Genomic DNA, 13,467 nt, shown 5'->3' with positions numbered 1-13,467 from the left:
AAAAATGTCAAAATGTCTTTTCTGTTACCTGGAATTCAAAGAAGAAGATTTAAAAAATGAAAAAACGGCAGAGAAAATGCCGGATTTTCATCCCGCTTGTTCAAAAAAGATTTTTGGAACAAAAACGCCGCCGATTTTGCCGTACACAAAAAATGAAATTTCGGAATTAGCATTAGATGTCATCCGATCGCATACGGCAGTAACGGGAGCGCAGCCGAAACTGTCTTTAGATTTGGAAAAAGGAGAGAAAAATGCGCCGAAAAGATTCACGATTGCCGGTTTATGGGGGAAATATATTTTAAAACCGCAAACGGAAGCATATCAAAATCTTCCTGAATTTGAAGATTTAACAATGCATTTGGCAGAATTGTCAAAAATAAAAGTTGTCCCCCACTCATTGATTCGTTTTGAAGACGGAAGTCTTTGTTACATCACAAAAAGAATTGACAGAGATGAAAACGGCATCAGAATAAATATGGAAGATATGTGCCAGCTGACAAAACGGTTGACGGAAGACAAATACAAAGGGTCATATGAACAAATCGCCAAACAAATTCAGCAATTTTCCGAAACGCCCGGTTTAGATTTGATTGATTTTGCTTCACAATTGATTTTTTGTTTCTTGACCGGAAATTCCGATATGCATTTGAAAAACTTTTCACTTATTGAATATGAAAACGGATACAAGATGACGGAAGCGTATGATATGCTCCCGACAAACATTATTTTACCGGAGGAAGATACCGAAGAAACGGCGCTTCTCTTAAACGGCATCAAGAAAAAAATTACAAAAGAAGATTTTGAAAAATCATTCCAAACGATGAAAATTGATTCCAAAAGCGTTGAAAATATTTTCAAAAACTTCAAAGAAACCATCCCGATGTGGTTTGATTTCATCGACAAAAGCTTCCTTCCCGATGAAATGAAAGAAAAATACAAATTGCTCATAAAAGAAAGAGCCCAAAGACTGGAACTTTTGCAACTCATTTGATTGTCGTCATTTGTTCGTCGTCGCCGCCTCCGCCCGCGCGCGAACTGCATAAATTTTAAAAAAGAAATAAAAACGAACCGCAATTTGTAAAAAATAAAAACGGTGGATGAAATGAAAAAAATTAAAGAGAAAAACAAAAAGAAAAAATTAAAGAGAAAATAAAAAGGAAAAATTAAAGAGAAAATAAAAAGGAAAAATTAAAGAGAAAATAAAAAGGAAAATAGAAAAAATGAGTAAACCCTTTCAAAAAAGGATTACTCGACTTTCTTTTCTTCTTCCGGAACAAAATCATCCATTTTGCTCTGTTTATCGCAATAACATTTTTCGTTCGGAATCGGCACCGGATACAATTCCGTAATGCAGCCGAGACAAAGTTTGCTTTTGTCGATTCCGATGGCTTTGACGAGACCGTCGGCGCTGAGATAGCCGATTGTGTCGGCGTTTACGGCGGCGCAGACGCCTTCGATTGTTTTGTGCGACGCGATGAGTTCGGCGCGTGTCGGCATGTCAATTCCGAGATAGCAGGGCGCAATAATCGGCGGGCTGGCGACGCGGAGGTGAACTTCTTTGGCGCCGGCATCTTTGATCATGTCGATAATTCTGCGGGAAGTCGTGCCGCGGACAACGCTGTCGTCAACGAGAACAACGCTTTTGTCTTTGAGGTTTTCGCCAATCGTATTCATTTTCAGGCGGACGGCCATTTCACGCATTTCCTGATGCGGCAAGATAAAAGTTCTGCCGATGTATCTGTTTTTCATCAATCCTTCTAAATATTTGAGGCCGGATTCGCGGGAGTAGCCGATGGCGGCCGCAATTCCGGAGTCGGGAACGGGAGAAACAATGTCGGCGACAGCCGGATGTTCGAGCGCCAATTCTTTTCCGATTCTTTCGCGCGCGGAATAAACAAGTGTTCCGTCAAGAATTGAGTCGGGGCGAGCGAGATAAATGTATTCAAAAACGCAATGAGCCGCAAAGTCTTCATCGGTTGTCATGACGCTTTCCAATTCGCCCGTTTTCTTAAAAATCATAATTTCGCCGGGGCGGAGGTCGCGGATGAGTTTTCCTTTAATCGTGTCAAGCGCAACGCTTTCGGAAACCGCGGCGTAACCGCCTTCGATTTCGCCGTAACAAATCGGTTTGTTGCCGATCGGGTCGCGAACGGCGTAAAGGTCGCCGTTGATCATAATTGTTAAAGCGTAAGAGCCGATAATGCGCCGCATAACGGATTTGAGAGCGTCGACGGGATTATGTCTTAATAATTCTTTGACCAAAAGAAGACCGATAATTTCGGCATCGAGAGCTGTTGTAAAAATGCGTCCTTCGGACTCAAGCTCATCTTTGAGTTCCGCGCTGTTGACTAAATTACCGTTGTGAGAAATAGCGATAACGCCGCCTTTGAAATTCAAAACGAAAGGCTGACAATTTTCGATCGTTTGTGTGCCGTATGTTGCGTTTCTGACATGCCCGACACCGACATAGCCGACAATATTTTGCAGCGTGTCGCGCGAATACGCTTCGGAAACAAGTCCCATGCGTTTGATTGATCTCGGTTTTGTGCCGTCAAAAACAACAATGCCCGTTGAATCCTGACCGCGGTGCTGCAATGCGTAAAGCGCATAATAGAGTTTAAAAGCAACAATATTTGTCGGCGGCGCAGGGTCATGAATAATGACACCGGCAACACCACACTCTTCTTTCAAAATTTATCACCCGATTTTTAAATCTTAGAATTCAAGATTTATTAAGATATATTATATGATTATCTTAAATTCAGCTTTATAAAATAATTAGCGGTTAATTATGAATACAAATGAATAATGCAGATAAAAAAGAATAATTTGTAGTTATATTTTAAGTTAATTTTCATTAATGTTCATATCAAAAAACAGACTTTTGAAGCCGAATTTGTCATAAAATAAGGGATAAATAAAATTATAAAAAATAATATAAAATTAAAAACAATATGTAAAGGCAAATATGAAAAAAATGACAAATAGAAAGAAACAGGATGAAAACTCAAAATTAAAAATTCAAAATTGCTGCTTTTCAACCGCCGCCGCGCGCGAGCCGCTTCATTTTTATTAAAATTTTCAAATCCGTCTGCCGTTTTTATTTCATTTCGGGATGAACCTAAACATCCGTTTTTGAAAAAATGTTGAAACCCGAACGCCCGATAAAATCCGAATCTTATTTTTCAAATTTCATTAAAAAACGGCGTTCCCTTTTGAATAATTTTGATAAAAGACGATGTTTCAACAAATTTTAGATCGTACAATATTTCGAAAACCGCCCCTCCAACGACGAGTTCACGAATGAAGCGAGTGAAGGAGGAGATGGAGATTCTTTCCCGTGCGAAACAAAAAACAAAAACAGTCGGTTTTTCAGATGCAATCGGTCCCGGCTAAGACTGTAAGTCTGCAACTGTCTTTTACGGTTGCTGCTAATCAGGTTTGTGTTTGCGCTGCCGGCCAGATTTGTGCTGCCGCTGCCGGTCAGGTTTCTGTTTCCGATTGCAGTCAGGTTTGCGCCTGCCACTCTGCTGCCGCGCGCGAACCGCACAAATTTAAAAAAGAATGAAAACGAGGGTAGCATTTTGAAAATTAAAATGAAAAACGATTGTACTTCTTGATTGAAATAATTGAGAATAGAAATAATTGAAAAACGATAATTGAAAAACAAAAATAATAAAAAGAAATGAAAAAAACGATGAACTCAGTCACCGTTTAATTTGGATTTTCTGACCCACTTGTAGTCTCTCAACTTTGCAGATCTTCCGAATCCGCATGCGACACACTGTTTGGTGCTGATGTTGAAAGATGTGCTGCCGCATCTTCTGCATTTCATATGTGTGCGTTTTTGTCTCTGGCCCATTGAGGGCGTTCCTTTAGTCATTGCTTCTTCACCTTTTAATTAAATTGTAAGTAATCAAATTTGTAAGATATAATTTGTTGAATTAACGTAAATAACGAATGAACGTGATTTGAAATTGATATTTGAATGGATAAACGAAATGAATGATATAAAATCATCGGCTGAAAAAACGTCGAATTCTGCAAATCCGCAAACGTCGTTCGCTTTTTCAGAAAATTGAATAAAAAAGATCGGCTGAGCCGATATTTTAAATCAATCGGAATAATCAGGGGGACACGTAAACGATATTGTCTCCTCTGACAACAAGACTGGAATATTTTTTGATGCTGACGCCGTCTTTTAATTCTTCCGCATTGTCGAGGACGAGATTCATGTGAATGTCGTAGCCTTTCAATTCTCCTCTGAATTCACGACCGCCTTTCAGGCGTGCAATAACCGGCTTGTTTAAAGCCTCATTTAAAATGTCAAGAGGTCTGTTCGTCATAAGTATTACCTGTTTTGTTGTTTCGGCGCAACACGCGCCTTATAATTTTGAAATCCGCTCGTAAATGAAGCAGATCGCCACCTTTTTCAGCCGGCAGGAATCCGAAAAGACCGCAGACTGTAATTTGTTTAAGAACTGAATTATGATATTTAAACATATCTGTTTTGAACGCTTTAAATACTGCTTTACAACAGCATTATTTAATTCAATTGTTTTGAATTTCTAAAGGAACGAAAGAAACACAAAACGTCTTTTATCATTATATCCTATAACGAATAAAAATATTGCCTTTTTCTCAACAAGATTATTAGAATTATCAGGGTAATCAGAACTCAGAATATATTAGAATTATCAAGATTATCAGAACTCAGAATATTATTAGAATTAATCAAAATTATAGAATAATCAAGTCCGACAGAATTATCAAAATAATTAGAACTATCAGAATTATCAAATTATCATATCAAATTATCAATTTCAGGAGTGAAATTTATTGAATAACAAAAACACGGCGGAAGAACAAAAAAATAAAACAGGTGCGGCAAAAGGGATCAAAAAGAAATGCGTTATGACGATTGCCGGCAGCGACTCGGGCGGCGGCGCGGGAATCGAAGCCGATCTGAAAACATTCTCCGCGCTTGGCGTTCACGGAACCTGTGTCATTGCGTCCGTCACGTCTCAAAATACAAAAGGCGTTCAATTCGTTTATGACATTCCCGTCGAACACATCGGAACGCAGATTGATTCTGTTTGCTCAGACATGGAAATCGTTTTTGCCAAATCGGGAATGCTTTCTTCGCCTGAAATCGTTTCGTACGTCGCGGGAAAAGTCAAAGAATACAATCTTTCTTTGATTGTTGATCCCGTCATGGCAGCCGAAGCCGGCGGCGAATTGCTTCGGAAAGACGCTGTCAAAATGATGGCTGAAGTTCTTCTGCCGGTCTCTTTTGCGGTCACGCCTAACATTTTTGAAGCGGAAATCCTCTCCGGCATAAAAATTAAAAATGCGGAGGACGCGAAAAACGCCGCCGTCAAAATCGCGGAAACAGGTGTCAAATACGTCATCGTCACGGGCGGTCATTTGGAAGCGGAAGACATTGTTTATGATTCAAAAAACAAAGAGTTCACGATGCTTTCGGGAACTTTTGTCAAAGGCGGGACGCACGGAACGGGTTGCACTTATTCATCTTCACTGACAGCGTATCTTGCGCGCGGTTATTCTTTTGAACAAGCGTGTCAATTTGCCAAGAAATTCGTTGTCGACGCGATTCTTTATTCTGAAAATATCGGATCGGGTGTCGCGCCTGTGAATCCGGGAGGCGCGCAGGCGATTCGATCGGAACGCGCTTTTGTGATTGAAAACATTTTAGAAGCGTGGGAAATTTTGAAAAACGATGACATTTTCCCGCAACTGATTCCGGAAGTCGGAACAAATATTGCGATGACGCTGCCCGATATTTTCAAGGAATCGGTGCAGCCCGAATATTATGCGTCCGGAATTCAGCCGCCGCGGCAGATTTCGTCCATTGACAAGGCGGATAATATTATCGGCGCCGACGGTTTCGGTTCCTATTATTCAGCCGCTGCCGCGTTTCCCGGCAGGATTCATAAAGTTAAAGATTTGAGCGGCGCCAAGCTTTCTGCCGAAAATCTCGGTTATCCGTCTTTTGGTTCGGGTTCGAATTTGGCAAAAGTGATTAAATCCGCCCAAGATTTTGACGAAACGGTGCGCGCCTGCATCAATTTGAAATATACAGAAAAAAATGTCAAACATTGTGAAAAAACGGGACTTTCAGCCGGCTCTTTTAATCGCGATGACGAGCCTTCCGGCTGCGATGAAAGCAAAGAATGGGGAACGACAATGATCATTCAGGAAAACGGCGAAACCGTCCCCGATATGATTTATGAAAACGGCGGCTTCGGAAAAGAAGGCGTGATCCGCGTTTTCGGAACAGATGCTGTTGACGCGGCAAATAAAGTTTTGATGATTTGCGATGAAATTCGAAAAGCGAAAAACTGATTGAAGAGAATGAAAAACAAATGAAAAATGAGCAAACAAACAAAAATGAAAAAATAAAAACGAAGAAGAATAAAAATAAAACAAAAAGGAATTCAAGAGGCACAAATATGGATGAAAAACAAAAGATCAACGTCAATATTGATTTTATCGGTCCTTTGATTGTTGTTGAAAATGTCAAAAAGGCGAGCGAGTTTTATGAAAATGTCGCCGGCCAAAAATTGAAATTTAATTTCGGCGCGAACCGGCAATTCGAAAGCGGTTTAACGCTTCAATCCAAAGCGTCCATGGTCGACATTTACGGATTTGAAGAGAATGAAATCAAAAAGAGAAGCAATAATTTCACGCTTTATTTTGAAACCGCCGATTTCGATTCGTTTGTTGAAAATCTGAAAAACTATGACTTGGAATACGTTCACGGCGCCGTTGAACTCCCCGTCGAATTCCCGTGGGGGCAGCGCTCCGTCAGTTTTTACGACTTGGATGACCATGTTGTTGATGTCAGCGAAAAAATGGAAGCTGTTGTCAATCGGTTTGCCGAACAAGGAATGACGGCGGAAGAAATCGCGGCGCGGACGGAACATCCGATTGAGTTTGTCAATTCTTGTTTGAAATAAATCAAATTTGCCATTTTCGATCGGCGGCCGCTGCGCGCGAGCTGCCTCATTTTTATTAATTTTTTCAAATTCGTCCCTTGTTTTTTATTTTTATCAGGATGAAAACCAAACATCCAATTTTTCAAAATCGGCGAACCTGAACGCCCGATAAAATCCTAAAAAATGAATAGATTTTGGATAAAAGACGGCGTTCCGTTTTTGAGAATCTTGTTAAAGACGATGTTTCAATGAATTTTAGATTGAATGAAAGTTCAAAAACCGCCCCCGCAAGTTGAGTTCCGGGCGGCGCGAAGCGGCGAACCGGACTTGAAACGCAGTTTCAAGTTTTCGCAGCGGAGCGGAGGAAACGAGACTTGGCGGATTCTTACCATACGAAACGAAAAATGAAAAACAGATGCTTTTTTCGATTACGTTTCAGCTTCTGCAAAGTGTTTTCTTGCGACTGTCTTTTGCTGTCAGTTTCCGGCTGAGCCTGCTCGTCTGCAACTGTCTTTTAATGTTGCTGCTGCCGAATCAGGTTTCTGTTTCCGCCGCTACCATCAGGTTTCTGTTGCCGCTTGCCGATCAGGTTTCCGTCCGGCAGCTGCCGCTGCCGCGCGCGAGCCGCAGCAATATATAAAAGATAATGAAAAAAGATCCGAAATTTTCAAAAATAAACGAAAACGAGATGATGATTTTATCAAAAACAAACGAAAAAACAAATAAAAAATAGAAACAGAAGCAGAAACGGAAACGGAAGCAGAAACAGAAACGGAAACTGAAAAAAATGGCACTTATAACTCTTTCGTCATATACGTACCGTCAAAAACATACCCGTATTTTCGATAATATTCGCGAACGCCGATGCCGCTGATAATTGAAATTTTCTCAAAGCCGGCATCTGCCGCAATTTCTTCCGCCTTTTGAATCAATTCTTTGCCGTAGCCGCGGTGCTGCCAAGATCTGTTTTTGTCGGCAAGCGGCGCCGTTAACGTGTCGGCAGTCTCGCCCAGCGGTGTCAGCGATCCGTAAACGTGAAGCTCGCGAATAAGCGCCGCGTTTTGAAGTTCTTTTCTGTGCGGAGTGTTCGGGAAACGAAGGCGGATGAAACCGATTAAAACGTCGGCCTTCAAGTCTTCAAAAGAAATGAAATGCTCGACTCCGCCGCAGCACTCATATTTTTCGACATAAAGATGGATGTTTTCAGGGCTTGGCGGATTATTTTTAAGAATATTGTGACCGACTTCGCGGCACCGGATACATTTGCATTTTTCGCCGCGCGCGTGAAGAAGTTTTTCAGCCTCTTGGCGCACGTTGCTTTTTTGGATTCCCGCCAAAATCTGATCCGCCGGAATATCGCGCTGAATTCGTTGAAGGCGCGTCCATTTCGGCAAAATCGCTTTGATTTGTGAAACCAATTCGGGACCGTTTTCATCATTGAGCGGCGCGTATTCCCTGTTTTGCCACAATTTGTGAAGTTCGGTTCCTTCCGTGACAAGCGTCGGATAAATTTTCAAATAATCCGGCTTGAAATCGGGATTTTCAAAAAGTTCTTTGAAGCCTTCCAAATCGCGGTCAAAATCCGTATCAAAAAGACCCGGCATCATATGAAAGCCGACTTTAAAAGCGCTGTCCCGAAGACGACGGTTGGCGTCAGCCGTTTCACGAACCGTATGTCCGCGATTCATTTTCAAAAGAACATCTTCAAAAACACTTTGAACACCAAGCTCAACCTTCGTTCCGCCGATTTTTAAAAATTCGTCAATATGCTCCTCTTTCGCCCAATCGGGACGCGTCTCAAGCGTCATACCGACATTTCTGACATAAGCCGTTTCATTCGCTTTTTGAACATCTTCAAGCAACAGGAACGGGTAAGCGGAATTTATGAAATGAATAGAATCAATAGGATTTACAGGATGAAGAGAATCAACTGAATCATAACTCGGAACTTCCGTTCTCCAAATCGGAACGCCTGATTCGTTGACGGGCGCGTCGTGGTCGTTCATCGCTTCCAAACAACGCTTGACAAACCATTCCTGATAATCAACGGAGCGCGCCGAAAAAGTGCCGCCCATGATGATAAGTTCCGCTTTTGAAACGTCGTGTCCGATCGTATTCAGCTGCCTCAACCTTGAACTGACCTGGTTGTAAGGATCGAATTTGAATTCAAAAGCGCGCATCGCTGCCGGCTCGCGCCCCATATAGCTTTGCGGCGATTCAAAAGCGGAATCGGGACCGCCGGGGCAGGGCAGGCATTTGCCGTGCGGACAGGGCGCAGGCGACGTCATCGCGGCAATGACTGCAACGCCTGAAATCGTTCGAACCGGTTTTCTTTGAAGCACGTCGCGGACCGCTTTTTGTTCACCCGGATTTCCGCGAAGAATGATGTCGCCGTTGCTCGGAAGCGTTGAAAGCCCGTATTTTTTGCAAACCTTTTTCTTCATTTTGGCGAGATCTTTTTCCGATTCAAATTCACCCGCAACCGCCGAGAGAAGAATCTCGCGGCAAGCGGCATCGAATTTTTCATCGGATTTATCAAATTCCCGGTAACTCATTTTTTCACCAAATTCACCAAAAAGATTAACGTCAGGCGGCAGCCTTTAATAATTTAAGATTCGGAAAAGTAAATGTCATTTATGTAATAAGTATATAAGTCCTGTCACTGTAATAGACGTTATTGGCAGATAATCAGCAGTTGATACAGATTAAAATAAAATTAGAATTAAAAGTAAAATTAATTGAAATTAAAAATAAAATTAATTAAAATAATTAAAATTAATTAAATTTCCGAGTGATAAAATGAAATTCGGCATTGAACTTGTCCCGAATGAACCCGTTTTTAAAATCGCCGCTTACACAAAAGCCGCGGAAGATCAGGGTTTTGAATATGTTTGGATTACCGACCATTACAATAACCGCGAGGTTTATTCAACCATTTCTGTTTTAGCGCTCGCGACAAACAAAATCAAAATCGGCGCGGGCGTCACGAATCCGTACACAAGAAGTCCGGTCATAACGGCGACAAGTATCGCATCCGTCAACGAAATTGCAGGCGGCCGCACCGTTCTCGGAATCGGGCCGGGAGACAAAATGACTTTTGAAGCGCTCGGACTTCTTGGAGAGAAGCCGCTGACTGCGGTCAGAGAGTCTGCCGTTGTCGTCAGAGAATTGCTGACCGGGAAAAAAGTATCTTATGACGGTGAAATTGTCAAATTGAAAAACGCGAAAATCGATTTTGCCGACCCGAAAAAAACCGGTGTTGACATGAATATTCCGATTTATATCGGCGCGCAGGGACCGAAAATGCTTGAGACGGCAGGCGCTGTCGGCGACGGTATTTTGATCAACGGATCACACCCCGATGATTTCAAAGCCGCCGCAGTTCAAATTAAAAAAGGCGCGGAAGGATCCGGCAGAAATATCAAAGACATTGATGTTGCCGCCTACACTTGCTTTTCAGTTGACGAAGACGCCGAGAAAGCTTATGCCGCCGCAAAACCTGTTGTCGCGTTTATCATCGCGGGCGCAGCAGATGTTTTATTGGAACGCCACAGCATTTCAAAAGAGCTTAAGACGGAAATTGCGGACGCGATCGGGCGCGGCGATTTCAAAGGATTGAATACAATTATTACTGACGACGCGGCGGACCGTTTCGCTGTTGTCGGCGATTATGACGCGTGTTTGAAGAAAGCGAAAGAATTGGAAAAAGCGGGCGTGACGCAGTTGGTTGCGGGATCGCCGCTCGGCCCGAATAAAGAAAAATCGATCAAATTGATCGGAAAAATGATTGAAGAATTTTAAGATTGGAATTTTAAAAATAAAGAATCTTTGAAGATTGAAAAAATTTGAAAATTTAAAAAATCGAAGATTGAAGAATTTGGTTTGGAGTTTTAAAAATGAAAAGAGCATTTTATGTCGGCCGTTTTCAGCCTTTCCATTACGGTCATGAAAAAATTTTGAGCACGATTGCCGAAGAAGTGGATGAAGTTGTTATCGGAATCGGCAGCGCCCAAAAAAGTCACACGCCGCGCGACCCGTTTACCGCCGGCGAGCGTATTGAAATGGTTCTCAAATCGCTTGAAAATTTCCCGATCCGCCACTATATTATTCCGCTTCAGGACGTTGAATACAATGCGCTTTGGGTGCCTCATGTCAAGTCGATGTCTCCGAAATTTGACGTCGCTTATTCCAACAACCCTCTTGTCATTCAACTGTTTACGGAAGCAGGCATTGAAGTGCGCCGCCCCGCGATGCACGAGCGCAGCATTTATTCCGGCACCGCCGTTCGCAATTCGATGATTGAAAGCAAAAACAGAGAATGGGCAGAATTCGTTCCGCCGACCGTTGCCGAAGTTATCGATGAGATCAACGGAATCTGCCGAATCAAAAGAGTCGCGGGAAATGATGATTGAAAGAAAAATCAATTATCGATTCCGTTTTTTCATTTTTCAATTTTTTCATTTTTCAATTTTATTTTTTCAAATTTTATTTTATCAAATTTTATTTAATCAAATTTTTCGTTTTTCCGCTTTTTGTTTTTCAGAAACAAAAACCCAAACATCCAATTTTCATAAAATTGTTAAAACCCGAACGCCCGATAAAACCCTAAAAAACATATTAGATTTTATTAAAAAACGGCGTTCCCGTTTTGAAGAATATTGATAAAAAACGATGTTTCAATCGAATAAATATGAATTAAAAGACCAAATACCGCCCCTCAATCGACGAGTTCCCGAAGCGCAGCGGAGGGAAGGAGGAGATTGAGATTCTTTCCCACCCGAAACAAAAATATTACAAACAATTTGATTTTTAATTGCATTCAATTCCGGCTGAGCCTGCCAATCTGCAACTGCCTTTTAATTGCGCCGCTGCTAATCAGGTTTGTGTTGCTGCTGCCAATCAGGTTTGCGTTGCTGCTGCTAATCAGGTTTGTGTTGCCGCTTGCATCGACTCATTCTTTAGTAATCCGTTCGCATTCGCGAACGTGCCGCTGCTACCTACAGGTTTCTGTTTCCGCGTGCAATCAGGTTTCTGTTGCCGCTGCCAATCAGGTTTCTGTTGCCGCTGCCAATCAGGTTTCTGTTGCCGCTGCCAATCAGGTTTCTGTTGCCGCTGCCAATCGGGTTTCTGTTTCCGCTTGCCAATCAGGTTTCTGTTGCCGCTGCCAATCAGGTTTCTGTTTCCGCGTGCCATCAGGTTTCTGTTTCCGCGCGCAATCAGGTTTGCATTGCAGCTGCCGGCAGCAGCAGCTGCCCGCCTCGCGCGAGCCGCACAAATTTAAAAATAAAAAGTAAAAACGAACCATTGTTTAAACAAAAAATGAAATCAAAATCGAACCCGAAATTTTTAACAAAAAGAGCAAAACCGAACCGCATTTTTAACAATTAAAAGAAAAATGAAAAAATAAAAAGAAGAAATGAAAAGAAAGTAAAAAGAAGAAATGAAAAGAGAAAAGAAATAAAAAAGGAAGTGAAAGAAAATGGAATCGAATGACTTGATTTATTCCGACTTATTCCGTCAATTCGCTCCAATCATTCTTTCCCGGCGTATATTTCATTAAAATCGGATTCTTTTCTTTGACATAATCACCGACATCATCGTTATCAGTGTAAACGATTGCGCCGTCGTCTTCAAAGGAATAAGAATTTAAAACATCGGAAATCGGAACGCCTGCGGCGACGTCTTCGGAAAGCGACTGCATTTTGCCCATCAACCCTTCATACGCTTTCAATTCATCATCGTAAAGCGCGTGAATCAATTCTTTCAAACAATTTGCCGTTTCATCAATCGTTTGATTCGTCGTTTCAATTTCGTAAACGCGGCGGCAATAATCAAAACAATCGCATAAAACGACGTCGATGGATTCCGCCAAAATATTTTCCATCACTTTCTGATGAGAATAACCGCGCTCGCTCAACCTGTCTTTAAGCGTGTACGGGTGCGTTCGGAGAACGACAGACAAATCGCATAAATAATGCGCCAAATGGCTTTCGACAAGCAAAACCGGAAGATATTGCGGCGATTTGTGCAAATCCTCAAGCGTCAAGCCGTCGGAATAATAAACTTGATTAAACTCTTTTCGAATCTGCTGCTGATATTCAAAAACAGCTTCTTCTAAAGCATCCATGTCAACGACATCGCAATCTCTTTCATCATCGCGTTCGGACGGAATGTTATTGTTCTTAATAAATTCTGTAATGTGAAGAATACGATACCCTTCGGACTCAAGCGTCTTCGAAAGCTCGGTTTTGCCTGTTCCGGGTGTTCCCGTAAGCGCAATCGTCAAAAAGGGAGGAAATAAAATATCAGTCATAAATTGGCACCTGTCAACATCTGCGAATAAAACCCGTTTTTCGTTTAACGAAGAATATACCATTATTTCATTTTTACCAAAGCATACACCATTTTTAACCGTTTTTGAGACAGAAGACGTTTTTGGAATCGGACAATGCATTTTGAATCATAAATTGAAAATGAATTAAATCATTTGAATCCGAATATTTCGGTT

13 protein-coding genes are annotated in these 13,467 nt (G+C 41.7%); 8 read left to right on the top strand and 5 right to left on the bottom strand.

Annotation, left to right across the window (positions count from 1 at the left end):
- Positions 1-4 precede the first annotated feature (4 nt).
- A complete protein-coding gene (locus tag MmiHf6_RS01210; RefSeq protein ID WP_316557897.1) occupies positions 5-991 on the top strand; it encodes a HipA domain-containing protein in 987 nt (328 codons plus the stop codon).
- Positions 992-1,245: 254 nt separating this feature from the next.
- On the opposite strand, the gene purF is transcribed toward MmiHf6_RS01210, so the two are convergent.
- Complete coding sequence (gene purF / locus MmiHf6_RS01205; RefSeq protein WP_316557896.1) at positions 1,246-2,691, bottom strand: amidophosphoribosyltransferase; 1,446 nt, start codon at positions 2,689-2,691, stop codon at positions 1,246-1,248.
- Positions 2,692-3,376: 685 nt separating this feature from the next.
- Between purF and MmiHf6_RS01200 the strand changes: the two genes are divergently transcribed.
- Positions 3,377-3,568 (top strand): hypothetical protein, encoded by a 192-nt coding sequence (locus tag MmiHf6_RS01200; protein ID WP_316557895.1) that lies wholly within the window; start codon positions 3,377-3,379, stop codon positions 3,566-3,568.
- A 135-nt stretch (positions 3,569-3,703) separates the two neighbouring features.
- On the opposite strand, the gene MmiHf6_RS01195 is transcribed toward MmiHf6_RS01200, so the two are convergent.
- Together MmiHf6_RS01195 and MmiHf6_RS01190 are read right to left on the bottom strand one after the other, a co-directional pair.
- Positions 3,704-3,883 (bottom strand): 50S ribosomal protein L37e, encoded by a 180-nt coding sequence (locus MmiHf6_RS01195; protein ID WP_316557894.1) that lies wholly within the window; start codon positions 3,881-3,883, stop codon positions 3,704-3,706.
- Between the two features lie 244 nt (positions 3,884-4,127).
- Positions 4,128-4,346, bottom strand: coding sequence for an LSm family protein (locus MmiHf6_RS01190; RefSeq protein WP_316557893.1), 219 nt, complete (start codon positions 4,344-4,346; stop codon positions 4,128-4,130).
- 493 nt (positions 4,347-4,839) lie between these two features.
- Here MmiHf6_RS01190 and thiD point away from each other — a divergent pair, with 493 nt between their 5' ends.
- The 3 genes from thiD (at position 4,840) to MmiHf6_RS01175 (ending at position 7,599) form a co-directional block, all read left to right on the top strand.
- Positions 4,840-6,366, top strand: coding sequence for a bifunctional hydroxymethylpyrimidine kinase/phosphomethylpyrimidine kinase (gene thiD / locus MmiHf6_RS01185; RefSeq protein WP_316557892.1), 1,527 nt, complete (start codon positions 4,840-4,842; stop codon positions 6,364-6,366).
- Between the two features lie 107 nt (positions 6,367-6,473).
- A complete protein-coding gene (locus MmiHf6_RS01180) occupies positions 6,474-6,980 on the top strand; it encodes a VOC family protein (RefSeq protein WP_316557891.1) in 507 nt (168 codons plus the stop codon).
- Positions 6,981-7,416: 436 nt separating this feature from the next.
- Positions 7,417-7,599 carry a hypothetical protein gene (locus MmiHf6_RS01175; RefSeq protein WP_316557890.1) on the top strand — a complete coding sequence of 61 codons (183 nt, stop codon included), beginning with the start codon at positions 7,417-7,419 and terminating at the stop codon, positions 7,597-7,599.
- Positions 7,600-7,753: 154 nt separating this feature from the next.
- On the opposite strand, the gene MmiHf6_RS01170 is transcribed toward MmiHf6_RS01175, so the two are convergent.
- The gene (locus MmiHf6_RS01170) at positions 7,754-9,514 is read right to left on the bottom strand and encodes a tRNA uridine(34) 5-carboxymethylaminomethyl modification radical SAM/GNAT enzyme Elp3 (RefSeq protein WP_316557889.1); all 1,761 of its coding nucleotides are present in this window, start codon (positions 9,512-9,514) and stop codon (positions 7,754-7,756) included.
- A 244-nt stretch (positions 9,515-9,758) separates the two neighbouring features.
- Between MmiHf6_RS01170 and mer the strand changes: the two genes are divergently transcribed.
- The 3 genes from mer (at position 9,759) to MmiHf6_RS01155 (ending at position 12,240) form a co-directional block, all read left to right on the top strand.
- Positions 9,759-10,760 (top strand): 5,10-methylenetetrahydromethanopterin reductase, encoded by a 1,002-nt coding sequence (gene mer, locus MmiHf6_RS01165; RefSeq protein ID WP_316557888.1) that lies wholly within the window; start codon positions 9,759-9,761, stop codon positions 10,758-10,760.
- 95 nt (positions 10,761-10,855) lie between these two features.
- Positions 10,856-11,371 carry a nicotinamide-nucleotide adenylyltransferase gene (locus tag MmiHf6_RS01160; RefSeq protein WP_316557887.1) on the top strand — a complete coding sequence of 172 codons (516 nt, stop codon included), beginning with the start codon at positions 10,856-10,858 and terminating at the stop codon, positions 11,369-11,371.
- 401 nt (positions 11,372-11,772) lie between these two features.
- A complete protein-coding gene (locus tag MmiHf6_RS01155; RefSeq protein WP_316557886.1) occupies positions 11,773-12,240 on the top strand; it encodes a hypothetical protein in 468 nt (155 codons plus the stop codon).
- Positions 12,241-12,468: 228 nt separating this feature from the next.
- Here the strand turns inward: MmiHf6_RS01155 and MmiHf6_RS01150 are convergent, their stop codons facing one another.
- Entirely contained in the window at positions 12,469-13,272 is an 804-nt protein-coding gene (locus MmiHf6_RS01150; RefSeq protein ID WP_316557885.1) for an adenylate kinase family protein, read from the bottom strand.
- Positions 13,273-13,467 lie beyond the last annotated feature (195 nt).

The organism is Methanimicrococcus hongohii, from assembly GCF_032594095.1.
Lineage (GTDB): Archaea > Halobacteriota > Methanosarcinia > Methanosarcinales > Methanosarcinaceae > Methanimicrococcus > Methanimicrococcus hongohii.
This window is presented reverse-complemented; position numbering and strand designations above follow the sequence as displayed.

Excerpts from the sequence above, each read along its gene's own strand:
- MmiHf6_RS01190 (WP_316557893.1), bottom strand. The coding sequence starts at position 4,346 with ATGACGAACAGACCTCTTGACATTTTAAATGAGGCTTTAAACAAGCCG.
- MmiHf6_RS01170 (WP_316557889.1), bottom strand. The coding sequence starts at position 9,514 with ATGAGTTACCGGGAATTTGATAAATCCGATGAAAAATTCGATGCCGCT.
- mer (WP_316557888.1), top strand. The coding sequence starts at position 9,759 with ATGAAATTCGGCATTGAACTTGTCCCGAATGAACCCGTTTTTAAAATC.
- MmiHf6_RS01210 (WP_316557897.1), top strand. The coding sequence starts at position 5 with ATGTCAAAATGTCTTTTCTGTTACCTGGAATTCAAAGAAGAAGATTTA.
- MmiHf6_RS01200 (WP_316557895.1), top strand. The coding sequence starts at position 3,377 with ATGCAATCGGTCCCGGCTAAGACTGTAAGTCTGCAACTGTCTTTTACG.
- MmiHf6_RS01195 (WP_316557894.1), bottom strand. The coding sequence starts at position 3,883 with ATGACTAAAGGAACGCCCTCAATGGGCCAGAGACAAAAACGCACACAT.
- MmiHf6_RS01160 (WP_316557887.1), top strand. The coding sequence starts at position 10,856 with ATGAAAAGAGCATTTTATGTCGGCCGTTTTCAGCCTTTCCATTACGGT.
- MmiHf6_RS01150 (WP_316557885.1), bottom strand. The coding sequence starts at position 13,272 with ATGACTGATATTTTATTTCCTCCCTTTTTGACGATTGCGCTTACGGGA.
- MmiHf6_RS01180 (WP_316557891.1), top strand. The coding sequence starts at position 6,474 with ATGGATGAAAAACAAAAGATCAACGTCAATATTGATTTTATCGGTCCT.